The organism is Cryobacterium melibiosiphilum (genome assembly GCF_003602235.1).
GTDB lineage: Bacteria > Actinomycetota > Actinomycetes > Actinomycetales > Microbacteriaceae > Cryobacterium > Cryobacterium melibiosiphilum.
On record NZ_QZVS01000085.1, the window covers coordinates 94,739 to 118,195 of the forward strand.

24 protein-coding genes and 1 tRNA gene are annotated in these 23,457 nt (G+C 67.4%); 11 read left to right on the forward strand and 14 right to left on the reverse strand.

Annotated features, from left to right (window positions below; all coding sequences use genetic code 11):
• Window positions 1-10 precede the first annotated feature (10 nt).
• From D6T64_RS12145 to D6T64_RS12165, 5 genes are all read left to right on the forward strand, one after another.
• Window positions 11-502 (forward strand): hypothetical protein, encoded by a 492-nt coding sequence (locus D6T64_RS12145; protein WP_119974940.1) that lies wholly within the window; start codon window positions 11-13, stop codon window positions 500-502.
• Complete coding sequence (locus D6T64_RS12150; RefSeq protein WP_119974941.1) at window positions 502-1,266, forward strand: M23 family metallopeptidase; 765 nt, start codon at window positions 502-504, stop codon at window positions 1,264-1,266. Before D6T64_RS12145 ends, D6T64_RS12150 begins: the two co-directional genes overlap by 1 nt.
• A gap of 36 nt (window positions 1,267-1,302) precedes the next feature.
• Window positions 1,303-1,773, forward strand: a complete 471-nt coding sequence (locus D6T64_RS12155; protein WP_147364548.1) for a hypothetical protein — start codon at window positions 1,303-1,305, stop codon at window positions 1,771-1,773.
• 3 nt (window positions 1,774-1,776) lie between these two features.
• Window positions 1,777-1,974 carry a hypothetical protein gene (locus D6T64_RS12160; protein ID WP_119974943.1) on the forward strand — a complete coding sequence of 66 codons (198 nt, stop codon included), beginning with the start codon at window positions 1,777-1,779 and terminating at the stop codon, window positions 1,972-1,974.
• A gap of 61 nt (window positions 1,975-2,035) precedes the next feature.
• Window positions 2,036-4,273, forward strand: a complete 2,238-nt coding sequence (locus D6T64_RS12165) for an SGNH/GDSL hydrolase family protein (RefSeq protein ID WP_119974944.1) — start codon at window positions 2,036-2,038, stop codon at window positions 4,271-4,273.
• A 7-nt stretch (window positions 4,274-4,280) separates the two neighbouring features.
• Here the strand turns inward: D6T64_RS12165 and D6T64_RS12170 are convergent, their stop codons facing one another.
• The gene (locus tag D6T64_RS12170) at window positions 4,281-5,027 is read right to left on the reverse strand and encodes an SGNH/GDSL hydrolase family protein (RefSeq protein WP_119974945.1); all 747 of its coding nucleotides are present in this window, start codon (window positions 5,025-5,027) and stop codon (window positions 4,281-4,283) included.
• 275 nt (window positions 5,028-5,302) lie between these two features.
• Between D6T64_RS12170 and D6T64_RS12175 the strand changes: the two genes are divergently transcribed.
• The gene (locus D6T64_RS12175) at window positions 5,303-5,908 is read left to right on the forward strand and encodes an HNH endonuclease signature motif containing protein (RefSeq protein ID WP_199719155.1); all 606 of its coding nucleotides are present in this window, start codon (window positions 5,303-5,305) and stop codon (window positions 5,906-5,908) included.
• A gap of 61 nt (window positions 5,909-5,969) precedes the next feature.
• On the opposite strand, the gene D6T64_RS12180 is transcribed toward D6T64_RS12175, so the two are convergent.
• The 5 genes from D6T64_RS12180 to D6T64_RS12200 all read right to left on the reverse strand — a co-directional run bounded on the left by D6T64_RS12180 (window position 5,970) and on the right by D6T64_RS12200 (window position 10,138).
• The gene (locus D6T64_RS12180) at window positions 5,970-6,227 is read right to left on the reverse strand and encodes a hypothetical protein (RefSeq protein WP_119974946.1); all 258 of its coding nucleotides are present in this window, start codon (window positions 6,225-6,227) and stop codon (window positions 5,970-5,972) included.
• Between the two features lie 180 nt (window positions 6,228-6,407).
• Window positions 6,408-6,480, reverse strand: a tRNA-Thr gene (locus D6T64_RS12185).
• 40 nt (window positions 6,481-6,520) lie between these two features.
• Window positions 6,521-7,159, reverse strand: coding sequence for a TetR family transcriptional regulator (locus tag D6T64_RS12190; RefSeq protein ID WP_119974947.1), 639 nt, complete (start codon window positions 7,157-7,159; stop codon window positions 6,521-6,523).
• A 77-nt stretch (window positions 7,160-7,236) separates the two neighbouring features.
• Entirely contained in the window at window positions 7,237-8,775 is a 1,539-nt protein-coding gene (locus tag D6T64_RS12195) for an alpha/beta hydrolase (protein ID WP_119974948.1), read from the reverse strand.
• A 40-nt stretch (window positions 8,776-8,815) separates the two neighbouring features.
• A complete protein-coding gene (locus D6T64_RS12200; protein ID WP_119974949.1) occupies window positions 8,816-10,138 on the reverse strand; it encodes a DNA polymerase III subunit delta' in 1,323 nt (440 codons plus the stop codon).
• Between the two features lie 135 nt (window positions 10,139-10,273).
• Here D6T64_RS12200 and D6T64_RS22905 point away from each other — a divergent pair, with 135 nt between their 5' ends.
• From D6T64_RS22905 to D6T64_RS12215, 4 genes are all read left to right on the forward strand, one after another.
• Window positions 10,274-10,699 (forward strand): hypothetical protein, encoded by a 426-nt coding sequence (locus tag D6T64_RS22905; RefSeq protein WP_147364549.1) that lies wholly within the window; start codon window positions 10,274-10,276, stop codon window positions 10,697-10,699.
• Window positions 10,680-11,987 carry an aminoglycoside phosphotransferase family protein gene (locus D6T64_RS12205; protein WP_119974969.1) on the forward strand — a complete coding sequence of 436 codons (1,308 nt, stop codon included), beginning with the start codon at window positions 10,680-10,682 and terminating at the stop codon, window positions 11,985-11,987. The genes D6T64_RS22905 and D6T64_RS12205 overlap by 20 nt, the downstream gene beginning before the upstream one ends.
• A 218-nt stretch (window positions 11,988-12,205) precedes the next feature.
• The gene (locus tag D6T64_RS22910) at window positions 12,206-12,679 is read left to right on the forward strand and encodes a hypothetical protein (RefSeq protein ID WP_199719156.1); all 474 of its coding nucleotides are present in this window, start codon (window positions 12,206-12,208) and stop codon (window positions 12,677-12,679) included.
• 416 nt (window positions 12,680-13,095) lie between these two features.
• Window positions 13,096-13,716, forward strand: coding sequence for a hypothetical protein (locus D6T64_RS12215; protein WP_119974951.1), 621 nt, complete (start codon window positions 13,096-13,098; stop codon window positions 13,714-13,716).
• Between the two features lie 263 nt (window positions 13,717-13,979).
• Here D6T64_RS12215 and D6T64_RS12220 read toward each other — a convergent pair whose 3' ends face one another.
• From D6T64_RS12220 to topA, 4 genes are all read right to left on the reverse strand, one after another.
• Window positions 13,980-14,636 carry a response regulator transcription factor gene (locus D6T64_RS12220; protein WP_119974952.1) on the reverse strand — a complete coding sequence of 219 codons (657 nt, stop codon included), beginning with the start codon at window positions 14,634-14,636 and terminating at the stop codon, window positions 13,980-13,982.
• Complete coding sequence (locus D6T64_RS12225) at window positions 14,633-16,216, reverse strand: sensor histidine kinase (RefSeq protein WP_147364550.1); 1,584 nt, start codon at window positions 16,214-16,216, stop codon at window positions 14,633-14,635. Before D6T64_RS12225 ends, D6T64_RS12220 begins: the two co-directional genes overlap by 4 nt.
• Window positions 16,217-16,426: 210 nt before the next feature.
• The gene (tmk, locus tag D6T64_RS12230) at window positions 16,427-17,044 is read right to left on the reverse strand and encodes a dTMP kinase (RefSeq protein WP_119974954.1); all 618 of its coding nucleotides are present in this window, start codon (window positions 17,042-17,044) and stop codon (window positions 16,427-16,429) included.
• Window positions 17,041-20,127, reverse strand: a complete 3,087-nt coding sequence (gene topA, locus D6T64_RS12235) for a type I DNA topoisomerase (protein ID WP_119974970.1) — start codon at window positions 20,125-20,127, stop codon at window positions 17,041-17,043. Before topA ends, tmk begins: the two co-directional genes overlap by 4 nt.
• Window positions 20,128-20,289: 162 nt before the next feature.
• Between topA and D6T64_RS12240 the strand changes: the two genes are divergently transcribed.
• Window positions 20,290-20,523: a hypothetical protein gene (locus tag D6T64_RS12240; RefSeq protein WP_119974955.1), complete on the forward strand. Its 234-nt coding sequence runs from the start codon at window positions 20,290-20,292 to the stop codon at window positions 20,521-20,523.
• Between the two features lie 72 nt (window positions 20,524-20,595).
• Here D6T64_RS12240 and D6T64_RS12245 read toward each other — a convergent pair whose 3' ends face one another.
• The 4 genes from D6T64_RS12245 to D6T64_RS12260 form a co-directional block, all read right to left on the reverse strand.
• Window positions 20,596-20,946, reverse strand: coding sequence for an Rv3654c family TadE-like protein (locus D6T64_RS12245; RefSeq protein ID WP_267900488.1), 351 nt, complete (start codon window positions 20,944-20,946; stop codon window positions 20,596-20,598).
• A 209-nt stretch (window positions 20,947-21,155) separates the two neighbouring features.
• Window positions 21,156-21,527, reverse strand: coding sequence for a TadE family type IV pilus minor pilin (locus D6T64_RS12250; protein ID WP_119974957.1), 372 nt, complete (start codon window positions 21,525-21,527; stop codon window positions 21,156-21,158).
• Window positions 21,528-21,531: 4 nt separating this feature from the next.
• The gene (locus D6T64_RS12255) at window positions 21,532-21,795 is read right to left on the reverse strand and encodes a DUF4244 domain-containing protein (protein ID WP_119974958.1); all 264 of its coding nucleotides are present in this window, start codon (window positions 21,793-21,795) and stop codon (window positions 21,532-21,534) included.
• A 255-nt stretch (window positions 21,796-22,050) separates the two neighbouring features.
• Window positions 22,051-22,971, reverse strand: coding sequence for a type II secretion system F family protein (locus tag D6T64_RS12260; RefSeq protein WP_147364551.1), 921 nt, complete (start codon window positions 22,969-22,971; stop codon window positions 22,051-22,053).
• Between the last annotated feature and the right edge of the window lie 486 nt (window positions 22,972-23,457).

A 23,457-nucleotide genomic window follows, 5' to 3' on the forward strand; every position in this document is an offset into this window, starting at 1 on the left:
TGGAGGCACCATGGCACGCACAGGGAACAACACCCGAATCGCGGCACTCGGCACGTATGGAGGCAGCCCTACGTTTGCGGCTGACCTTACCGAGATTGCAGGGGACGCCGCGAAGATCATCGGCGAAAGCGAATCGACAGTGAGCGCACTCCCCACCTCGGGCAACTGGCCGGGGCGGTGCATCTACGTGACCGCCACCAAGGCGCTCTACATCTCGGACGGCGGCACGGGCTGGCAGAAAATCACCGGCCTCACCCGCGCGGGTACCCACTCCGGCACGACCTCCCAGGGCGGCGACCTCTTCATCACGTTCGACCCGCCATTCACGAGCGTCTGCACTGGCCTCGTGGTGACCGATAGCAATACGGGCGGCGGCATCGGTCCGGTCCCCTTGAAGGTTGTCTCCCGGACCGCGACCACTGGCACGGTTCGCGTCATGAATGGCAGCGCGGCCGTGGTCAGCTTCACGACCAGCTTCAATTACATCGCTTTCGGCGACTGATGATCCGCCTGATCCGCCCGGCGAATAAAGAGCCCGGGCGGCGTTACGGCGACCGGCCTGTCTCGGGTGTGTCCACGATCCGACATCTCGGCAATGACTACGGATGGGGATCCGGCTACCAGATCTACGCGGCGGCCGCGGGGGTGGTGCAGTTCGTGCGGTGGTCGGCCTCCACGCTGACCAACAACCGCAGCGGTGGCTACGGCAACTACATCATCGTCAACCACGGCAGCGGGATCCAGACCCTCTACGCGCATCTACCCACGACGGCGCCACGCGTTCACGTCGGGCAGCAGGTCCACGCCGGCCAACTCATCGCCCTTATGGGCAACACGGGGAACGCGAGCGGCGCACACCTCCATTTCGAGGTGCGCATCAACGGCTCAATCACCGACCCGAACCCGTACATCAGTGGCACCGCATCCACAGTCTCAGTCGAGGCCATTCCGATCACCGTTCAGAAAGTAGAAGACGACATGTTCACCGACGCCGACCGCGCAGCCCTTCACCAGGCCGCTCAGGCCAACAACCTCCCCGTGCTCGTGCGCACCCCCGCCAGCCCGAAGGTGTGGCTCTCGAACCTCGTCACCCGCCGCCTCGTAGACGACGAGGGCCAACTTGCCGCCGTGCAGAGCAGCCTTGCCGGGCGTGGCCTGGATTCCGGCGTGAATACCGTCGCAGCGCTCGATGTCTTCGGCGTCGCTGTGCTCACCGATGCCGAGAAGGCCACGCTCACCGCCGGGCAGATCGCGGGCACCGAGTGATGCGCTGCCGACACGATCCCCAGTCCACGTGCGGCCATGACAGCAACTGCGATTCATGCCAGCACCCGACCACCCCTCGCGATGCCTGATTGGGGCGCGCTGTTCGGCGATACGCCGGCGGCTGAGGTGGCCGTCTGGCTGTTCGCCGCGTTCATCGTCGTGAGCCTGCTCATAAAGGTGTGGCCGTTCCTATCCAAGCTCGTGGCCCTGGGGAATGCGCTGCCCTCGCTGACGGCGCTGCCTGCTTTCATGGCACGCACCGACGAGACGCTCGCCGCTCAGACGAAGACGATGGCTGCGCATGATCTGAAAATCAGCGAGATCCACCACGAGGTCAACTACAACAACGGCTCATCCGTGAAAGACGCCGTGGAGCGGGTCGAGCTCGGCGTCAAGGGGCTTTATGACCGCGTGGACGCCTCGGATGCTGCCGCCGACCTGCTCCACAAGGACATCGAAGATACCCGCCCGCACCCCCCGACAATTCCGTTCGCTCCGAAGGAGTAACCCATGATCAAGAACCCCGCCGCCTACGTCAAGGCCTACGCCGCATGGATCGGTGGCGTCCTGTCCGCCACGATCCTCGCCGCCCCCGCGATTGGCATCGACATCCCGCCGTATCTGGCGCTCGTGTCGATCGTCATCACGGCCATCTCTGTGCAGGCGCTCCCGAATGCCGCGGTCACTACCGGCGATCACGCCGCGTAACCCCTCTAACACCCGATCCACCCGGCCCTTTCATGGGCCTTTTCTGTTTTAAGGAGCATTCGTGGCTACCCTCACCACCCCACCCCTACTCACCGATTCGCTCGGCGTGCCGGCCAATGGCACAATTGCGGTGCGCGCGCTGACCCCGTTCATGTACAACGGCAAGCTGATCACGGGCGTGACTGCTCGTGGAGTTATCGTCAACGGCGAATTCTTTGCCGCTGACGGAGTGACCGCGCTCGACCTGCCCGTCACCCCCACCGGAGTCGCCCTCGACATCTGGGTCACCCTCAAGGGTTGGGTCGACGGCCGCCCGCAGGATGTCGCCCTGACCAAGCGCACCGTCTCGGTTGCCGATCAGGCGACCGTGACGTGGCTTGCAGGCGACGGGCTTGTGGGCGGCATTGTGGATGTCGTGGATGCGTTCACCTACGTCAAGGGCGACTTCATCGTCAGCTCGGACATGGCGATGATCCTCGCGGCCGCCGATGTCGTCTCGGCGTCGATCCTGGCTTCGGCTCAGAGCGCCACCGATGCGGGCACGTCGGCAACTGCGGCAGGCACCTCGGCGACCAACGCGGCAACCTCGGCAACCGCAGCGGGTACGGCCCTCGCCGCGATTCCCGAAACCATCTCCACCGAGATCTCGCAGTACGTCTCGGCGGCGTCGACTTCCGCAACCGACGCGGCAGCCTCCGCAGCCCTCGCGATCGCCCCGACGACCGAGGTTGTCTCGGCCATTTTCGCGGACAAGACCAGCGCTCCGAGTATTGAACTATCTAACACTATTGACGGGGCTCAGGCTTCCAACGCGTTTCCGGCCCGCAAGCTGGCTACCAAGCTCAACACACGCGCCACCCTTGGCACCGTGCAACGCGCCCGCGTCTTGGCTTTCGGTGACAGCATCGGGCTCTTCAAATGGCACATGCTCTACAAGCTGCTCGACAGGTCTTTTGGCGGTCGTGACAGCTGCGGCGCAGTTATCGGTGCTGGCCCGAGTGGCACTGGCTGGTCGGTTCCGGGTGTCGGGCACGTTGCATCCTCTGGGACGATCACCAACCAGACCTCAGCTTTCGACGCTTGGCCCTCTGGACTGGTTGACTCCTACGCCACAGGAGCGACCAAGAGCTACGGCATTCTCGGCAGCAATCCGACATGGGACACAGCCAAGGTCTACTACGTCAAGGAGTCTGGCGCGGGCACGTTCAAAGTTCAGATTGACGGCGTGGATGAGTCTGGATTCACCAGCGTAAGCGCGGCGGGAACTGGCCTAGGAATCATCACGATCACGCGCGGCACCGCGGCATCCCGTGCTGTCAGGATCGTCAACCTGACGGGCACCCACCGGATCGTCGGTACCTCGTTTGAGGACAGCACGCAGGCGGGCGTCCTGTTCGCCAACGTGTCACAGGGCGGCATTGCCCTCGACCAGCAAACCACCCAAGGTTACGCAAACTTCCAAACGTTCCTGGCTGACTTCAACCCGGACCTCATCACGTTCGAGATGAAAGAAAACAGCAGCTACCTCGCGGCCAAAATGGAGCAGCTTCTCACTGTAATCGACGCGGGCGCACCGGTCGCAACGTTCGTCGGTATCGGCTCAACCCCGATTGCCGTGAACGACGCCGATCAGGTCATCCAAAATGCGCAAATCCGCGCCGCATGTCTCGCCCACGGAAAGGTGTATTGGGACGGCTACGCTCCCTTTGGTTCCTACGCTGCGATCAATGCGCTCGGTTGGGCGGGCGATGGTATCCACGTCGCAGAGGCCGCCTCTAGTTTTCTGTCCGGACTCATGGCCCGCGACCTCGGACTGTTCGACCACGCCGGGTCCGAACGACCGTTCAACGTGAACGCACTCAAGGTCACTGTGCAGGAAAAGATCGTGCTCGGGCGGCTCGGCAACCTCACGGTCACCGGCTCAGACGTGGTGCTTGACGCCTCGGGCAACTTTACCGTGTCAGGTACCAACGGGGTCGTTCTGCGCATCCCTGCAGGCGGCGGGACGGCCAACGCGGTCGTGCCCAACACGGCCCAGATTGGACTTGGCAATTCGCGCTGGACAGCCGACACCAACGGCATCTCTTCCAAGAACCCGGCCGGTAGTGGCGATGCAAACGTGAACGGCAAGCAGATCATCGCAATCTCACAGGGCCTCCGCACGCTACCGGTGGCAACTGGTTCAAGACCCTCAGGCGGCGTGGTCGGTGACGGAACAATGCTCGTTGACTCAACCCTGAATAAGCCAATCTGGTGGGTAAATGGAGCGTGGCGCGATGCTACGGGAACAGCCGTCTAGCGATCCGCTAGGTGGTGGCCGCGGTGAGATGGGGCAGCATCAGCGTCGCGATGTAGGTGCGACCCTCATCGCTTGGATGTACCCCGTCCGAACCGATGAGGGACGCGTTCTCGTTGAAGAACCACCCCTCCGCAATCGCGTCAACATACATCCCACCAAAACCATCAACTGACGCACGCAGCTCGTCATTCAGGGTTTCAATGGACGACGGAACATTCTCATCCGTCCACACCGGACCGACAACAACGAGCTTCGCGGATGGAGCGAGCGCCAAAGCTTCGACATAGGCCGCTGTTGCCGCCGCTCCTACGTTGCCTTGTCCGGCGTCGTTTCGGCTTCCGAAAAACACAACGACGTCGGTCTTGTCACTAACCATGTCCACGACATGCTCACCGAACACCGAGTCGGAGAGACCGCGGGTGACATATCCGGACCCACCTAACGAGCTGATACTGGCGGTTGCTGCCACAGGCATCTGACCCGTGACGGCAGAAACCCAGTCACTCGATTCGCTGGCAGCAAGGTATGAGTCACCAATGAATGCCAACGCTGTTACTTCGACAACAGCTGCGGGCGGCTCCTCTGCAGCTGCCGGTGGGCGCACATACGTTGACTCAGGCGCACGGTTCGCGCTGACTGCCAGGAACGCTAGAGCAATGGCAACAACGCCGCCGACTCCTACCGCTCCGAGAACCCATTTCGGTGTTCCAACTGTTCGATTGCGCCGATTGCTGCGTTTCTTCCCCCGTGACATGCCACTGAGCCTATCGCCACGACGGTTACGGGATGGTAACGGAACCCGTCACCCTCGCCCAGAAAGCCGAACAATGATCAGGGACAGCCGACGCGCTCGACCCTGATCCGACGTGCAAAAAAGCCCCCGATCTCGCCATGAGATTGGGGGCTTTTTCGCGTCTCAGACCAGAGGGATTAGAACACGCTTCTGGTAGAATTGAGGCAGCACTACGAGGACTTAGGAATCCCCGTAGCGCCTGACCCACGAATCGCTTCTACCGATTGGAGGGCTCCTTGCAGCCTACCCTTTTTGACCCGTTCACCCCGCGCCAGATCAACCGCCAGGCGTACGTACTAAAGCGCATCAAGCGCATTCAGGCAGTCGAGGGATTTACCCCCTGCTGGGTCTGGCAGTTGAAGCCAGACAAGCACGGCTACGGCTACGGCACAGACACCAAGGCCACGGGTGGCTCGGCCCGTGCGGCGTACCGAATCAGCTACCAAGCGTTCGTCGGTCCAATCCCGGACGGCTTGCACGTCGACCATCTCTGCAACAACCGAATCTGCGTAAACCCGAGTCACCTCGAACCGGTCGCCCAGCGAGAGAATTGCCTGCGTGCAGTGGAGCGCGATTACGTCAATGGAACCGGCCACTGGGACCAGCTTGAAGTCTGTCGCCGCGGCCTCCACCCCATGAGCGGGACGAACCTCCTGACCGACTTCCACGGCGGGCGCTGGCATCGCGGGTGCCGGGCGTGCCAATCTGCGCAAGCCGCGATCTACCGGGCCGAACACCCCGAGGCCGAGTTGCGAGGTCGACGCGCCAGACAAGCAAGAGACCGCGCCAAGACCGCAGAGCGCAAGGCGGCGCGAAAGCTCGCCAAGCTCAATGCCGCGTAGCCTGAAACACGAATGCCCCGTCGACCTTCACTGGTCGGCGGGGCGTTTTTTCGTGCGCCTGCTACTGCCCGAACCGCTCGTGCGCCGACTGCCGGGTCACCCCGAGCGCGTCGCCGATCTCCTGCCAGGTGCGACCTTCTGCGCGGGCCTGAGAGATGATGGCGCGGCGTGCGTTGGTGGCGTGGAGTTCGACCATTATTGCGGCCCGGATCATGTCGAGGGTGTCGGTGCGGGTGGAGACGAATTCGGCGGCGTTGATCAGGTTGTCTAGGGCGGCGGATCGGGCGAGGGTGAATGTGTTGAGGTCGGGGGTTGTCATGACCTCATATTGTCAGGGTGAACCTGACAGAACTAGGCCCCTGTTTGGGGAGCTTTTGGGTAAGCACGGCTCACGGGAAAACTTTGAATCATTTCCCAATTTTCTCTTGATGGCTACCATCATGGCTACCATCACCAGATTCCTTAGCTCCAGATGCCCCCGCATCCCAGTGATTCATTGAGCCGCCTGTCAGAATCGAACTGACGACCTTCTCATTACGAGTGAGATGCTCTACCAACTGAGCTAAGGCGGCGCGCCCCCGGAACAATGTCCCGGAGACAACCTCGTCAAGCCTAGTCGGTCTGGCGGGTGATGGTGTACACCTCCGCGAAGGATGCCGCCACGCGCGCCGACAGCGACGTCGTGCCGTCCCCCTCGGCCCAGCATCGCCACGCGTGTCGGATGGCGGCCACAGCGATGAGCGTGAACAGCAGCGACTGCTGCTGAAGGGCGGTGGGGTCATCCGCTCGGTCCGGACGATCGACCACGAATCGCCGGGCGATCACCTCCTGCAGCTGGTCCTCATACCCCCGCAGTGTGGCCATCCGCATCCCGAACAGGTAGACGTTGTCCTTCATGACCGCCTTGCGCAGCTGATGGATCTCCCGGTCGGATTCCGTGCGGGTGAGGCTCGCCGCGAGCAGCGTCGATACCTGCCCGAGGATGTCGCCGCCGGGGCCGGCGTGCACGAAGCGCTCGATGTCCTCGGCGGAGGCGAGGCTCGGGGCATCCCCGACCAGCGCCGCGTCTTTGGACGGGAAATAGTTGAAGAAGGTGCGCGGGGACACGTTGGCGACCCGGCTGATGTCTTCGATCGTGACTTTGTCGATGCCGCGTTCGCGAGTCAGGGTGAGCACGGCATACTGAATGGCCCGCCGGGTGGCGAGGCGTTTACGCTCGCGCAGCCCCGGTTCTTCTGGTGGCAACGACATGCTTCAATCCTGCCACCTCCCCCTCCACATCAGCACAGCGGTTGATCAACACAGCGGTTGATCAACACAGCGGTTGATCAACACAGCGGGTCGGTGGCGGGCACGATCCCGTCGAGCAGGTAGTCGTCGACGGCATCGTTCACGCACTGGTTGCTCTTGTTGTAGGCCGTGTGGCCCTCACCGTCGTAGGTGACCAGTTGGCCGCTGTCGAGCTGCTCGGCCAGGCTCTCGGCCCACACGTACGGGGTCGCGGGGTCGTTGGTCGTGCCGATCACCAGGATCGGGGCGGCGCCGGCGGCGTGGATCGGCTCGCGCTCCCCCTCGAAGGCGTAAGGCCAGTTGGCACAGCCGATGTCGCCGAAGCTGAGGTACGTGCCGATGATCGGCGCGGCGGCGGTGATCTCCGCGGCCTGGGCGCGCATCGCGGCCGGGTCATCGTTGTAGGCGTAGTCGATGCAGTTGATCGACAGGAACGCTTCGGTCGAGTTGTCGCCGTACGTGCCGTTCGCGGTGCGCCCGTTGTACTGGTCGGCGAGCGAAAAGGCTTCGTCGGCGCTGCCGAACATCACGGCGTCGAACATCTGGCTCAGCACGGGCCAGGATGCCTGCGAGTAGAGCGGGTAGATGATCGCGGTCAGCAGGGTGCCGGAGCCGAGCTCACGACCATCCGCTGCGGCGATCGGGCTGGCGTCAACGGAGGCGAGCAGCGCGGCGACGGTTGTCATGGCGTCGTCGACGGTGCCGGTGAAGGGGCACTCGGCCTCGGCGAGGCAGCCGTCGAGGTAGGCGCGCAGTGCGTTCTCAAAGCCGACGGCTTGGGTCTTGGTGACGTCGAAGTTGCTCGTGGACGGGTCGAGCGCGCCGTCCAGTACGAGGCGGCCGACCTTGTCGGGGTAGAGCTCGGCGTAGGTTGCCCCGAGGAAGGTGCCATAGGAGTAGCCGAGGTAGTTGAGCGCGTCATCGCCGAGGGTCGCCCGCAGCAGGTCGAGGTCGCGCGCCGCGTTCTCGGTGTCGACGTATTCGAGCAGCGCACCGGTGCTCTCGGAGCAGGCGGCTCCGAAGGCGGCCGAGGCGGTCTCGAGCTCGGCGATCCATTCGTCGGTGCCGCGCGGGGCCTCGGCGAGGTCGTACAGGTACGCGTCCATGTCGGCATCGTCGTAGCAGCTGACGGGGGTGGAGCGGCCCACGCCGCGCGGATCGAACCCGACGACGTCGAATCCCTCCTGCACCTTCTCATCGGTGGCGAAGTCGACGGAGTTCGCGACCATGTCGTAGCCGGATGCGCCGGGGCCGCCCGGGTTGACGAGCAGCGATCCGATGCGGTCACCCGTCGCGACCTGGCGAATGAGCGCGAGCTCGATCTCGCCCTGGTCGGGGTCATCCCAGTTGAGGGGCGCGGTGGCGGTGGTGCACTGCATGCCGTTGGCGCAGTTCTCCCACTCCAGCACCTGGCTGTAGAAGGGTTCGAGGTCGCCCGCAACGCTTTCCCCGGTGGGGGTCGAGGTCTGGGGTGCGGCCTGCTGAAACAAGCCGGAGCATCCGCTCAGTGCCAGTGTGACGGCGACGGCGGCCGCGATCGCCGCAATCAGCGGGGTACGGCGGCGTTTGCGGGTCATCACCTAATGAATCCTCACTGTGTTGTGTAAAAGGGCTGAGTTAAAGGGCCGAGTTGAATGCTGATTGGGCAGATGCTGTGCTGCGGGATGCTGTGCTGCGGGATGCCGTACTGGGGGATGCCGAGCTGGGCTCCCGACGGATGGCCGACACGAGCATTGCTTCCAAAGCCAGCGCGGGTGACACGTTCGATTCGATGCGACCGCGCGCGAGCGCGATGGCGTCCATTGTGGCGACGGTAGCTGCGGGTGAGCTGGATTCGGCGGCGATCCGCAGTTCGGCGCCGAGCTCCTGGTTGATCACGGTGTGTTCTCGGCCGAGTTGCACCATCATCACGTCGCGATACAACGAGGCGAGATCGACAAGGATGCGGTCGATGCCGTCGCGCAGGCTGCGGGTCGCGCGCCGTTTCTGGTCGTCCTCGAGGGTTTTGATCTGCCCGCGAAGTCCGTTGGGCACAGCGGCGCCGGCCTCGACGCCGAGGGAACGCAGCACTCCGGCGCGCTCTTCGGCGTCGCGTTGCAGCGTGATGGCCTTCGCGTCGTCGCCGGCGATGGCCAACAGCCGGGCGGCGGAATTCACGGCCGTCGAGACCGAGCGGATGCCGAGGGCCGTTCGCAGGGTCTCCTCGCGCCGGGCGCGGGCCTCGGGATTCGTCGCCAGCCGGCGGGCCATGCCGATGTGGCTCTGCGCGAGCCGGGCGCTCAGTTCGGCCACGCCCGGATCGACGCCGCTCTGCCGCACGAGCAGGTCGGCGACGGCTTCGATGCTCGGCACCCGCAGCCGCACCGTGCGCACCCGGGAGCGGATGGTCGGCAGCAGGTCGGCCTCGCTCGGCGCGCAAAGAATCCACACCGTGCGTTCCGGTGGTTCTTCGAGGGCTTTGAGCAGCACGTTGGAGGTGCGCTCCTGCATGCGGTCGGCGTCTTCGACGACGACGACCCGGTAGCGGCCGATCGACGGCGAATACTGCGAGCGGGCGACCGCCTCTTTGACGGACTCCATCTTGATGATGACGCCCTCGGTGGTGAGCACGGTGAGGTCGGGGTGGGTGCGGGCTGTTACCTGGCGGAGCGCCGCGAGGTCGCCGTCGGGCGTGCCGGGGCTGAGCAGGGCCGCAGCGAAGGCGAAGGCGAGGTTGGAGCGGCCGGAGCCGGGCGGGCCGGTGATCAGCCAGGCATGGGTCATCGACGACGACTCGACGGATGCCCCGGCGCCCGTCGAGGTACCGCTCGTCGAGGTACCGCTCGTCGAGGTACCGCTCGTCGAGGTACCGCTCGTCGCGGGCATGGCACGTCGCTGCGATGCCGCTCGAAAGATCTCTATGGCGGAATCTTGCCCCGTCAGGTTTTCCCACACTGCCATGGATCAAGGGTACCGGAGGCCACCGACAGTCCCGGCGGCTCATCATGCCGTTCCGGAGGCCCGGCCGGGTCTCACATGAGAGCTCTCTCATCTCCAGTTCCCCCAATTCGCAGGTCCGGCCCCCAGACTGGACGGATGCAGATGATCTGGAAAGCCGCCCTCGGCACCGTGGTGGTCGCCCTGCTCGGTGTCGGCTCGGTGGGTGCCGTGGCCGTAGCCTCGTCCCTCAGCATCGAGAATGAGCCGGGACGCGTGCAGACCACCGCGCCGGTGTCCGTGAGCACACCGGATGCCGCAGCCACCGATCCAGACGCCAGCGCCGACCCGGCCACACCAAACGCCACGGACGCGCCCACCGCTGCCGATACCCCCGTTCCGACCGATCCCACCTCGCCGGTCGCCGTGCCGCCGGCCGGCTCGCAGGCCATCGACGATAACGACGACGACAACAGCGGGTCCGGCAGCGACGACGACAGTTCTGACGACGACAACTCTGACGACAACAACTCTGACAACAACTCTGACGACAACTCCGGCAGCGATGACGTCGACGACGACTGATCCCGTCGCCGAGCCGGGGCCCGCGGCCCCGGAGCCGCAGGCGGCGGGCGAGCCGGTGCATCCGCTCGCTGATGCCCCTGACGTGCTCGACGCGGTGGCCGAATCGGTCGGAATGACCGTCGTTCAGGCGCGGCGGTTCAGCATCGAGACCACCGCGCGCGGTTTCGCGGCCGGGTACGAACTCGAGCTGGATGCCGGCGACGGATCCCATGAGAACCACACCGTCTACCTCGAGTCGAACCCGACCACCCGGGAACGCGACGGCGTGCTGAGCTTTCGTGACGACGAGTCGGGCGAGCGGATCGCCGCCTGGCTGTACCCGAACGACCCGGAACTTCCGGCCCTGGCCGCCGCCGTATACCCCGAGGCTGCCCGCCTGCTGCTCGGCCGGCTCGGTCTCACCCCCACGGCGCTCACCGTGACGATCGCTGCCTACCGCCCTGGAAAGCGGGCGGTCGTGCGCTACGTGTCCCCCGAGTTCACGGTGTATCTCAAAGTCGTGCGGCCGGGCACCGCCGAGAGCCTGCACGCCCGGCACGAGCTCTGGCGGGGCGCGGGAGTACCGGCACCGCGCAGCCTCGGCTGGAGCAACGACGGCTTCATCGCGCTCGACCGCGTGGCCGGCGTCGAGGCCGGAACCGTTCTCACCACGCTTGCGCCGAGCGCCTTCCTCGATGCCGTCGACGCGCTCACCACCCAGATCAGCGCGATCGAGAGCTCGTCGCCGGCCCGCGCCTCGCTCGCGTCCCGGCTGCCCTGGTACCTCGACCGGCTGCGCCCCCTGCTTCCCGGCGACGGCTCCGATATCACCGCGGTCGGTGACGCCATCGAGCGGATGCGGGTCGGCGCGCCTCCCACACACCCGGTCACCATCCACGGCGACCTGCACCTCGGCCAGATCTTTGTCGACCCGGCCGACCCGACCCGCATTTCCGGGGTGCTCGACATCGACACTGCGGGCCTCGGCGATCCCGCCGATGATGCCGCCGCGCTCTATGCCCACCTCGTGGTGACGGCACTGCACCACGACGACCACGGCGAGCCCCGCAACGCTGCCCACGCCAGGGCCCTCGCCGGACTGGCCCGGGCCCGCTGGATCGCTCGCGCTGCCGCGCCGGCGCTCACCGACCCGGTGTCCGCCTCGCCGCCGCCGGCCGACCCAGGGTTCGCGGACCGCGCCCGGGCCATCGCCGCGACCCATTTGCTCGGGCACATTCTCGGTCTCGGTACCCACGGCGGCGAGCTTCTGCGCGCGGCGGCCGATCTCGTCGACGAGTCACGTCAGTAGGCTTCCCCGCGAGCCTGTTCCGCGAGTCTTTCCGCGAGAGCCACCGGATCGGCGTACCCCCAGCGAGAACGCACCGCCGGTATCCGCAGGCCTTTAAACAACATTACCGAGAATGAGAAGCCTCTCACGCGGGTCACCGAGGTGTCTCATCCGGGGCCGTGAGGCTGGAGTTATACAGACGGACACCGCGTCCGACACTCTGCACCAAAGGAGACACCATGACCCCGAAGATGACGACCACCAAGCGTTGGATCGCAATGGGCGCCGGTTCGGCACTCGGCCTGGGCCTGATGGCCGCCGGTGCCGTCAGCGCCGCGAATGCCTTCGGCATCGAGGACAGCGCGGGAAGCACCATCGGCATCGACTCCGTGTCGAGCACCACCCCGACATCGACCAGCACGTCGACCGCGATCCCGTCGGTGTCAACTCCGAGCGCAACCGAAGCGCCGACGCTGAACCCGACGCCCAGCCCGAGCGCCAGTGCCGTGCCGAGCGTGTCCACCGGTAGCGACGCGACCGTCAACACGAACACCTCAACCGTCGACTCGACGCCGAGCGTTGTCTCCGTGCCGAGCGCCGTCTCCGTGCCGAGCGCCGCGAGCGTCGTCACCCCGGTATCCGTGCCGAGCGCCGCGAGCGTCGCCTCGCCCGCGAGCCCGGTCTCGGTGCAAAGCCCCGCCTCCGCCGAGTAACCGGAACCATCGCACCACCCACCACCCGCACCACCCGCACCACCCGCACCACCCGCACCACCAGCACCACCAGCACCACCAGCACCACCAGTTTCACCGCAGGCCCGGGCACTCGCCCGGGCCTTTTCTGCGCGACCGGGCCTCTGCTGCGCGCCCGACGGCATCCGTCGTCAACGGCCCGTGACCAAAAACCGGACGAATTGGACCCACGTGGCTGAAAACCGGCCGATCCCTCTGCGTCAAGCCCGTTTCGCTGCGCCATCCGGTTTCATCACACGGTGCCCGGGGCCGCGGCAGGACAGGCCGAAGTGCCGGTCGCTCACAGATGAGAGGCCTCTCACGATGGCCTCCGCCGTGTCTCATGCAACGCCGGGAATCTGGACCCAGGAACCCCACCCCACGTTGAAGGAGTAACCATGAACCTCACCACAACAACAAAGACGCGTTGGATCGCCGTCGGAGCCGGCTCACTTCTGGGCCTTGGCCTGATCACCGGCGGCGTGATGACCGCGGCAAACGCCTTCGGCGGCGCCACCGCCCCGCGAACCATCGGCACCGCCGGCATCGCCGGTATCAGCAACGTCGCACCCCTGTCGTCCACGACGACGCCCACACCGACATCGACGCCCACCGACGTCTCGGTGCCGATGCCGAGCCCGTCACCGAGCGACGATCTGGGCGAGATCGACGACTCCGGGGTCGACTCCCCCAACGACATCGGCGAGACGGATGATTCCGGCCGCGACTCGGTCAACGACTTGAACGATGACAGCAACGGCCGACTCTCCGACGACGGCCTGGACGACAGCGGCGACGACGGCCGCGATGATTCTAGTGGCCACGACTCGAGCGGTCACGGGCCGAACAGCTCCGGTTCGAACAACTCCGGTTCGGACAACTCCGGTTCGGACGACTCCGATGATGACAACTCGGGCCCCGATGATTCTCACGACGATGATTCCGGCAGCTCCGACAGCTCCGGCAGCTCCGGCGGCTCCAGCAACTCCGATGACTCGGGCCACAGCTCAGACGACTGATCCGTCCCACCCCGCCCCAGCGGCAGCCCGGCGACCTCAAGCGGTCGGCCGGGCTGTTTTATGGCCGTCGGCATCGAGTATCGCCACCGCCCGCGGCATAACTCCTGCTGCCTGCGGCCGCGAGAGAAAGCTTCGGCGGAATCACGGGCTTCCGTCGCCACGGCCGCACGATCTGCAGGAGTTATGCCGCCGCTCAGCAGGACACTCGGCCGAAACCGGCCAGCTGAGGCCCCGAACCACCCGGCTCCGGCGCGGTCAGCCTGCTATTTCAGCCGGTAGCCCATGCCGCGCACCGTCTCGATGCGCTCGGGCCCGAACTTCGCCCGCAAATACCGCACATACACGTCGACGACGTTCGATCCGGGGTCGAAGTCGTACCCCCACACCCGGCTGAGGAGCTGTTCTCGGCTGAGCACCTGGTCGGGGTGCCGCAGAAATTCCTCGGCCAGCGCGAATTCCCGCGCCGACAGCTCCACGGTGCGCTCCCCCACGGTCGCCCGCCGGGTGCGCAGGTCGAGCGAGAGATCCCCGTGGGTCAGCCCCGTCGGCGAGCTCTGCTCCGCGTCGCGCAGCCGCAGCCGGATGCGCGCCAGCAGTTCGTCGAACTTGAACGGCTTGGCCAGATAATCGTCCGCTCCCCCGTCGAGGCCGGCGACCATGTCGCTCACGGCGGACCGCGCGGTCAGCATGATGATGGGCAGCGGCAGCTGCTCAGAGCGGATGCGCCTCATCACCTCGAAGCCATCGATGCCGGGCAGGCCCACGTCCAGCAGCATCAGGTCGAACGTTCCGGACTGCGCGTAGCTCACCGCTTCGAGTCCGTTGCCGACGACGGTCGGCGAATACCCGGCCGCCCGCAGTCCCTTGCTCACGAACAGCGCGATGCGCGCCTCGTCTTCGGCGATCAAGATGCTCGTCATGGTGCGCTCCGGTCAGGATCGGTCGGGCTGCTGTCTCGCCCCGCGGATGCCGTGCCCGGCACGATGTCCACGGTGCGGCGGGGCACGAGGATGCCGAACCGCGAACCGGCCGGCGACGTGGTGAGGTTGATGTAGCCGCCGTGGGCGCGGGCGATCGCGTCGACGATCGGCAGCCCCAGGCCGGATCCTTCGACTCCGCGGCCGGTATCGATGCGGCCGAACCGTTCGAAGATGCGGCTCTTCGCCTCGGCGGGGATACCCGGGCCGTGATCGGCAATCCAGAATTCCACGGCGTCGGGATGTTCGGTGCTGCCGATTTCGATGGGCGTGCCGTCGGCAGAATGCTTGGCGGCGTTGTTGGCCAGTTGCAGCAGCGCCTGGGTCAGCCGGGCGGGGTCGACCGGCACGACGACGTGCGCCTGCTCCACCAGAATCCACGCGTGATCCGGGATCGCGCTGATCTTCTGGAAGACCTGAACGGTGAGATCCGCGGCATCCGTCGGCACCCGCACCAGGTCGGCCCGCTGGGCGTTGGCGAGCGATTCGATGTCGTCGATGAGGCCGGTCATGCGGTCCAACTCGTCGAGGGCGATGGCGCGGGCGGCGGCGACGTCGTCGGCGTTGTGCGGGTCGAGCAGCTCGAGGTAGCCGCGCACGATCGTGATCGGGGTTTTCAGTTCGTGGCGCACGTCGTTGAGCAGTTGGCGTTGCGCGGTCAGGGACTCGTCGAGGCGTTCGAGCATGTCGTTGACGGTGCGGGTGAGTTCGGACACATCGTCGCGGCCGACGACCGGGATGCGCTCATGCAGGTCGCTCGCGGTGATGCGGCTCGCGGCAGCCCGCAGCTGGCGGATCGGGCGAAGCAGCCTCCCCGCCACGAACCAGCCGACCAGCCCGATCGCGACCAGCGCCGCCGCGGCGACGGCCGTATAGATACGGAACGCGCTCGTGAGTTCACCGAGTTCGGCGTCGAGGTCGAAGGCCGTCACGAAGATTCCGGCCTCGCCGCTGCCCTCGACGGTGACCGGGGCGGCGATGTAGCGCAGGTTGCCGAGCTCGCCAACGGCGGTGCCGCGCACGACGTTTCCGCCGTCGACCTCCGCGATGACCCGCAGCACGAATTCCTGGTCGTCCTCGAGGTGGAAGGCCAGTTCCGTGCCGGGGATCAGCGCGGGAACGCCGTTGATCAGGCCCAGGCTGCTCTCGTTGCTGCTCGGCACGAGGCGGGCCATGACGGCCTGCAGCGCATCGCGGGTGGAGGCGTACGTCACACTCGAGGCCTCCGGCAGAGCGGATGCGTCGGCCGCGTCAAGATCGGTGGTCGGCGAGCCGGTGACGATGAACCGCACGCTTTCCACACTCGCCGAGAGGCGAGCGTCGACCTCCTGCAGGGCTCGGTCGCGCTGCACCAGGTAGGCGGTGCCGCCGGCGACGGTGAGGCCGACCGCGGCCACGAGCAGGATCGCCGCGAGAATACGCACCCTCACCGACCACCCGGGACGCGCGGACTGCGCTGCCGCCGCCGCAGTGGGCGTCGCGGGCGTGGGCGTCGCGGGCGTCATCGCAGTCGGTGCCGTCATAACCTCAGTATCCCTCACGTCTCCTGAGCGTTGCCGTCGCGGGGCGGCCGCGCGCGGCATCCGCTGCCCGCCGCAGACCGCGACCGGCAGCGCGACGGACGACGCGACAGGCGACGCGACAGATGCCGCAGTGCAGGTTGGTCACACAGGCCACGCCGAACGACGATCGGGGTCAGGGAGGCCCGATCGAGAGTCAGGCCCGATCGAGAATCAGAGCAGGGCGGCGACGCGGGCGCGAATGCCCGCGGCGATCGACGCGACGGATGCCGTGGCGTCCAGCACCAGGAACCGGCCCGGCTCGTCGGCGGCCAGCGCGAGGAACGCCGCCCGCACCCGCGCGTGAAACTCGCTCTTCTCCGCTTCGAGCCGGTCGAACACCTTGTTGTCGGCGTCAAGGCGGCCGCGGGCGAGGGTCTCGTCGAGGTCGAGCAGAATCGTGAGGTCGGGCAGCAGGCCCTCGGCAGCCCAGAGCGACAGATCGCGCACCTCGACCGCGCCGAGCACCCGCCCGGCGCCCTGGTAGGCGACCGAGGAGTCCAGATAGCGGTCTTGGATCACGATCTCACCGCGGGCCAGGGCCGGCCGGATCTTGGTCGCCACGTGCTGGGCACGGTCGGCGGCGTAGAGCAGTGCCTCCGCGCGCGGGGAGACTTCGCCGCGGTGGTGCAGCACAATCTGCCGGATCTCTACGCCGACGTCGGTGCCGCCGGGTTCGCGCGAACGCACGACCGTGTGGCCGCCCTGCTCGAGCCACTCGGTGAGCAGTGCGGCCTGGGTGGACTTGCCCGAGCCGTCACCGCCCTCGAGCGTGATGAACAGCCCGGTCACTCGGCGGTCGCCGCCGGCTTCGCAGCGGCCGACTTCGCGACCGGCTTCTTCACTGCCGGCTTCTTCACTGCGGCCGGCTTTTTGGCTGCGACGGTCGCTTCGGCACCGGATGCCGCACCCAACGCAGCCTCCTTCGCCGCCTTGGTCGCGGCGCGCGTCGCGGCGGCCTTCTTCGCGGTGGCAGCTTTTGCTGCCGCCGTCGGGGCCTTCTTCACGGCCGGCTTTTTTGCCACTGCTTTCTTGGGCGCGGCTTTCTTGGGCGCGGCTTTCTTGGGCGCGGCCTTCTTGGCCCGCGGGGCCGCGGGGCCCTTGGCACGCTTGTCACTCAGCAGTTCCACGGCCCGGTCGAAGTCGACCTCCTCGACCATTTCCGCCTTCGGAATCGTCGCGTTGGTGACGCCGTCGGTCACGTAGGCGCCAAACCGGCCGTCCTTGATCTTGATGGCCTTGCCGCTCTCGGGGTCGGGCGTCTCGAATTCCTTCAGGGCACTCGAGGCCCGGCGGGCTCCGTACTTCGGCTGGGCGTAGAGCTCGATGGCCCCGGGCAGGTCGATGTCGAAGATCTGGTCTTCGCTCGTGAGCGACCGGGTGTCGATGCCCTTCTTCAGGTACGGGCCGAACTTGCCGTTCTGCGCCGTGATCTCCGACGAGGACTCGGGGTCGATGCCCACGATGCGCGGCAGCGCGAGCAGGCGCAGGGCGGTCTCGAGATCGATGGACGCGAGGTCCATGCTCTTGAACAGCGATGCCGTGCGCGGCTTGTCGGCCGGCGCGATCTTCTTCGCGGCCGGCTTGCGCTTGGGCTTCACCGGAGCGGGCTCGATGATCTCGCCCGTGGCCGGGTCCACGACGGGTTCGGCGACGACGACCGACGCGGCCAGCGCGGCCGCCGCGACGGCAGCGGATGCCGCAGCCACGGCCGGGTCGATGACCGGCGCCGGAGCGAGCTCGGTCACGTACGGGCCGAAACGGCCGTCTTTGGCGACGATCTCCTTGCCGGTGTCGGGGTTGACGCCGATCACCCGGTCCACGGAGACGGGCGCTTCGATGAGTTCCCGGGCCTTGGCCGCGGTCAATTCGTCGGGGGCGAGGCTCGGCGGAATGTTCACGCGACGGGGCGGAGCATCCGGTGCGGCGCCGGGCACGGCCACCTCGAGGTAGGGGCCATACTTGCCGATGCGCAGCGTGATCTCGTCGTCGATCACGACGGAGTTGATGGTGCGGGCATCGATCTCGCCGAGGTTGTCGATGACCTGGCGGAGTCCCCGGTGCTTGTCGCTGCCGAAGTAGAAGCTGGTCAGCCAGTCGAGGCGGTCGGCTTCGCCGCCCGCGATGCGGTCGAGGTCGTCTTCCATCTCAGCGGTGAAGTCGTATTCGACGAGGTCGCCGAAGTACTCCTCGAGCAGGCGCACGACCGAGAAGGCGATCCAGTTCGGAACCAGCGACTGGCCGCGCGGGGTGACGTAGCCGCGCTCGGTGATGGTGGAGATGATGGACGCGTAGGTGGAGGGGCGGCCGATGCCGAGCTCTTCGAGCTTCTTCACCAGGCTGGCCTCGGTGTAGCGGGCGGCCGGGCTGGTCTCGTGGCCCTTGGCCTCGATCGATGCGAGCACCAGTTTCTGGCCCTCTTCGAGCGGCGGAAGCTTCGACTCGGTGGCGTCGGTCGGTGCGTTGCGCTCCTCGTCCTTCGATTCCTCGTAGGCGAGCATGAAGCCGCGGAAGGTGATCACGGTACCGCTGGCCGAGAACTCGGCGAGGGCATCCGCTGCCAGCGGGTGCTCGGAGGCGCCGGTCGGGCCGGCGGCGATGGTGACGGATGCCGTCGATCCGGTCGCGTCCTTCATCTGCGAGGCGACGGTGCGCTTCCAGATCAGGTCGTAGAGCTTGAAATCGTTGCCGCGCAGGCTCGACTGGAGCGAGGCGGGGGTGCGGAAGGTGTCGCCCGACGGACGGATCGCCTCGTGCGCCTCCTGCGCGTTCTTGCTCTTGCCCTTGTAGACGCGGGGGGCGTCGGGCACGGTTTCGGGCCCGTACAGCGCGGCGGCCTGGGTGCGGGCGGCGCTGAGCGCCTGCTGGCCGAGCCCGGGCGAGTCGGTACGCATGTAGGTGATGTAGCCGTTTTCGTACAGCGACTGCGCCACGCTCATGGTCTGGCGGGCGGTGAAGCGCAGTTTGCGGGCGGCTTCCTGCTGCAGCGTCGAGGTTGTGAACGGCGCGGCCGGGCTGCGACGGTATGGCTTGGAGGCCACCTTGGTGACCGTGAACGGCACGTTCGGCGCCTGCAGGGCGGTCGTCAGCGCGAGAGCGGATGCCTCGTCGAGCGTCACCGCGGTGACCTTCGGCTTGAGCGCGCCCGAGTCATCGAAGTCGCCGCCGGTAGCGATGCGTTCGCCGCCGAGGCGCACGAGCTTCGCGTCGAATCCGAGGGCGTCGACGCCGGCGGCGGCGGCGAGGCGGGCGAGCAGGTCCCAGTAGCCGGCCGAGACGAACGCGAGGCGCTCCTTCTCCCGATCGACGACGAGGCGGGTCGCGGCGCTCTGCACCCGGCCGGCGGACAGGCCCGGGCCGACCTTGCGCCACAGCACGGGGGAAATCTCGTAGCCGTAGATGCGGTCGAGGATGCGGCGGGTTTCCTGCGCGTCGACGAGGGCGGTGTCGAGGTCGCGGGTGTTGTCCTTCGCGGCGAGGATCGCGTCTTTCGTGATCTCGTGGAAGACCATGCGCTTCACGGGCACCTTCGGCTGCAGCACCTGCAGCAGGTGCCACGCGATGGCCTCGCCCTCGCGGTCCTCATCAGTTGCGAGCAGGAGTTCGTTCGCATTCTTCAGGGCGCGCTTCAAATCGGAGACAGTCTTCTTCTTGGCGTCGGAAACGACGTAATACGGTTCGAACCCGTTCTCCACGTCGACCGAGAAGCGCCCGAGGGTGCCCTTCTTCAGCTCGGCCGGAAGGTTTTTGGGCTCGATCAAGTCGCGAATATGACCCACCGAGGACAGAACCTCGTAGCCGTCGCCGAGATACGCGGCAATCGACTTCATCTTGGTCGGCGACTCGACAATGACCAGCTTTTTCGTGCCCGGCACCATGCTCCTCTTTATACGTAGCGACCGTTGGATAGGCCAAGCCACACCCTACACACTCGAATGGAGTGCTCACCTAATCGGGTCGGGGGTTCCCGGTCCCGCTTTGCCGCAGGTTTCAGGGTAAACCCTTGCCAGCGGGGGACTCCTGAGGACAATGGAATCATGGACACCACGACGGGCACATACACCGCGAAACTGACGGACGGCCCCCTTCAAGGCAAGACCATCACAACGGAATTCCTCGAGACCGGCGACCCGCGGCCCCGCATCGAAATCCCCGGCGAGGCCGGCAAACGCTACCTCTACGCCCGCGGCGCGGGACTCGAGTTCGAGGGTGAGGACGGGGCAGCCCGGCCGACCGCCGTCGACTACCGCTATCTCGAGGCGCTCTTCTAGGCCGTCCCTGCTCCGCTGGGCGCCGCCCCCGGCCTGCCTCTTCGGCCTACCTCTTCGGCGTACCTCTTCGGCCTACGGCAGAATGGGCGGCGGCCCGGCGCGCGCCCGCGCCGAGAGGGACAACCCCAGGTAACCGCGCTGCACGGTGATCGTGGCGATGAGCCCGTCAACGAGGCAGGCGGAAACCGCTGCGCCGTTCAGCACCGCGGCCTCCTCGGCTGCCGCACACGGAAACCCCGCGGCGGCTCCCGAGGCGGTATCGGCGGCGGCGAGCGCGGCCGCGTCCGCCGCGTTCTGCACGCCCTGGCCGAGCGCAAGAAGACCGAGCAGCGGCACGATCACGAGCGTCAGCAGCACGACGGATGCGAGGATCCCCAGCATCAATACCGTGCCGGCGCCCCGCTGCCCGTCGGGCCGCTGCAGGCCGCACCCTGGCCCGCCCTGCTGCGCGTCGCTCCCCTGCCCGCCGCACCCCTGCGCACCGAACCCCTGCGCGTCGCTCCCCTGCCCGCCGTACCCCTGCCCGCCGTACCCCGGGGCACCGCACCCCGCCCCGACACCCCGCTCACCGACATCCGGGACAGCATCGGGACAGGCACGGGCACGGCGCGGCGTTCGTCGGGCTGGCCCCGTCACAGCCCACCGGCCAGGGCGCAGGACCGCGCCTCCAAAATGAGGCCGAAGGCGGCGAACGGACCGATCCCGCTCGGCGCACTGAGCCGGGCGCAGACGAACTGTCCGTCAGCCTCCGTGTCGAGGGTCGCTGTCGCCACGAGCTGCCGGGCGATCTGCGCCGCCTGATCTTGGGTTTCGCCGCGGGCGAGGGCCCGGGCGGAATCGGCCGCGGCATCCGTCAACCGCACCTGCTGGCCGACGACCTGTACCGCGCCCAGGCATAGGCCGAGCACGAGCACCACGGCGGGCAGCACCGCCGCCAGTTCCGCGGTCACGGCCCCGGCCTCGTGGGTGCCGTCGCGGCCGCCCGCTCGCTGCGCCCCGTGCACCCGGCTACCCCACGGTGAGCGCACTGCGCACCAGCTCTGTGAGGATTCCGCGCACCTCGTCGCCGCGCAGAATAACGATGAGCAGGCCGGCAAAGCCGACCGCGGCCATCGTGGCGACGATGTACTCGGCGGTCGCCGCTCCGGCTTCGGGCGAAGCCGATCTGGCCGACGCCGACCTGGTCGACGCGGCGGGGCGCAGGGCGGGCCACCGCGCCGGGCGCCGCAGGTCGGGGTCACGACGGGAACGAACATTCTGGGATATCGACATCGAGCGTCTCCTTCTTATTGGGTGTGGCTGGTTGGTTCAGTGGGGTTGGACCGGGCTGGGCCTGACCGACCGGCTGGGCCTGACTGACCGGCTGGGCCTGACTGACCGGCTGGGCATGACTGACCGGCTGGCCTGACTGACTCTCTGGGTCTGACTGGCTGGGGTTGTGTCGGTCTGTCGGGCGTGCTGCGTGAGAACCAGCGTTGCCCGTTCACGGTCGCGCGGTGGAGCAAAATGCCGGATTGTGCACAACTTTCACTGGGTGGTGACTGTGGAGGACAACACGCTGACGAGCAGAGGAACGACCCCGACGAGCATGAACGCGGGCAGCACGCAGACTCCGAGCGGCATCATGAGTGTCACGCCGAGGGTCGCAGCGCGGCGCTGCCCCTCGCTGCGTGCCGTGCGGCGGCACTGTTCGGCCGCGCTCCGCAGCAGCTCCGCGGCGGGAACCCCGGCCCTTCGCGACAGGGCGATAACCTCCGCCACGTCGTCGCTGGCATCCGAAACGTGCCCCGGCCCACCGGGATGCCCAGGCAACGTCGACCCGGGCCGCACCGCCCCGGGCAGCACCGCCCCGGGCAATGCCGGCCGAGAAAGCGCCGCACGCACCATCTCCCGGGCGTGCTCGGCCGAACCTCCGCCGGCCACGGCGATGGCGGTGAGCTCCAGCTCGAGCCCGGGAGCAGGATCCCGGGCTCGGGCTGCCCGGACGAGGTGCCCGTTCCACTGCCCAGCGAGGAACATCAGCGCTGCCCCACCGCCCAGGCACACGAGGCCCGGAACAGTCAGGAACAGCGTGTGGAGCGTCTTGAAGCCGAGAACGCTGCCCAGGAGCAGGCCGACCAGCGGCAGGAGCAGCACCATCCGGGCCGTGGCACGAGGGCCGGCGAGTGCCACGGAAAGGTCCCGGTGCAGCTGGGCGATATCCCGGAACGCCTCCGCCAGCCGCCGCAGGCAGGCGGCCAGCGGGGCCCCCGAATCGGTCGCCACCTGCCACGCGGCTGCCAGGCTCAGCCACGCCTGAGCGGTCTGGCTCCCGGGCGCGTCAGGCCCTCCGGGCTCCTGGCGCCCACCCGGGGTGCCGAGGAGTCCCACCTCGGCGCGGAGGGCACGAGCGATGCTGTCGCCGCGCTGCCCACTGTGGGCGGCCGCCTCGATCATCCGAGCCGTCACTGGGTCAGTGCCCGCAGTGCCCGCAGCACCCGCAACACCCACAACACCCGCAACACCCGCAGCTCCCACCGTGCCCACCGTGCCCACCGTGCCCGCCGTGCCCGCCGTGCCCGCCGTGCCCGCCGTGCCCGTCCGGACGCCGGGACCGACGTCGCCGGTCCCCCCACCCGCTTCGGGCAGCAGATATCCCCACGCTGCGGCGGGTGATACCCCCGCCGCCAGCAAAACGGCCAGCCGTTCGGCGACCGCCGCGACAGCATCGAGGGGTGCGGGTGAGGTGTCGCTTTTTCGCGCCGTGGGCCACCGACGCATTCGCCCGGACGGCACCGGCGCCGTCTGCCCGGTGCGTGTGGCCCGGCGCCGCCGGACTCGTGCGGTCGTGCGACGGCCGGGCCCGTCCGGGCTCCGGCGCGATACCGTGGTCACCGCTTCCCACCCGCCACGTGCCGGGCCGACCGCACCCGATCGTCGCCGCCCGGCCCGCCT

Bases quoted from the DNA above. Each gene is read 5' to 3' on its own strand.
- D6T64_RS12145 (WP_119974940.1), top strand. From the start codon at position 11: ATGGCACGCACAGGGAACAACACCCGAATCGCGGCACTCGGCACGTAT.
- D6T64_RS12150 (WP_119974941.1), top strand. From the start codon at position 502: ATGATCCGCCTGATCCGCCCGGCGAATAAAGAGCCCGGGCGGCGTTAC.
- D6T64_RS12155 (WP_147364548.1), top strand. From the start codon at position 1,303: ATGACAGCAACTGCGATTCATGCCAGCACCCGACCACCCCTCGCGATG.
- D6T64_RS12160 (WP_119974943.1), top strand. From the start codon at position 1,777: ATGATCAAGAACCCCGCCGCCTACGTCAAGGCCTACGCCGCATGGATC.
- D6T64_RS12170 (WP_119974945.1), bottom strand. From the start codon at position 5,027: ATGTCACGGGGGAAGAAACGCAGCAATCGGCGCAATCGAACAGTTGGA.
- D6T64_RS12180 (WP_119974946.1), bottom strand. From the start codon at position 6,227: ATGACAACCCCCGACCTCAACACATTCACCCTCGCCCGATCCGCCGCC.
- D6T64_RS12190 (WP_119974947.1), bottom strand. From the start codon at position 7,159: ATGTCGTTGCCACCAGAAGAACCGGGGCTGCGCGAGCGTAAACGCCTC.
- D6T64_RS12195 (WP_119974948.1), bottom strand. From the start codon at position 8,775: ATGACCCGCAAACGCCGCCGTACCCCGCTGATTGCGGCGATCGCGGCC.
- D6T64_RS12200 (WP_119974949.1), bottom strand. From the start codon at position 10,138: ATGGCAGTGTGGGAAAACCTGACGGGGCAAGATTCCGCCATAGAGATC.
- D6T64_RS22905 (WP_147364549.1), top strand. From the start codon at position 10,274: ATGCAGATGATCTGGAAAGCCGCCCTCGGCACCGTGGTGGTCGCCCTG.
- D6T64_RS12205 (WP_119974969.1), top strand. From the start codon at position 10,680: ATGACGTCGACGACGACTGATCCCGTCGCCGAGCCGGGGCCCGCGGCC.
- D6T64_RS22910 (WP_199719156.1), top strand. From the start codon at position 12,206: ATGACCCCGAAGATGACGACCACCAAGCGTTGGATCGCAATGGGCGCC.
- D6T64_RS12215 (WP_119974951.1), top strand. From the start codon at position 13,096: ATGAACCTCACCACAACAACAAAGACGCGTTGGATCGCCGTCGGAGCC.
- D6T64_RS12220 (WP_119974952.1), bottom strand. From the start codon at position 14,636: ATGACGAGCATCTTGATCGCCGAAGACGAGGCGCGCATCGCGCTGTTC.
- D6T64_RS12225 (WP_147364550.1), bottom strand. From the start codon at position 16,216: ATGACGGCACCGACTGCGATGACGCCCGCGACGCCCACGCCCGCGACG.
- D6T64_RS12240 (WP_119974955.1), top strand. From the start codon at position 20,290: ATGGACACCACGACGGGCACATACACCGCGAAACTGACGGACGGCCCC.
- D6T64_RS12255 (WP_119974958.1), bottom strand. From the start codon at position 21,795: ATGTCGATATCCCAGAATGTTCGTTCCCGTCGTGACCCCGACCTGCGG.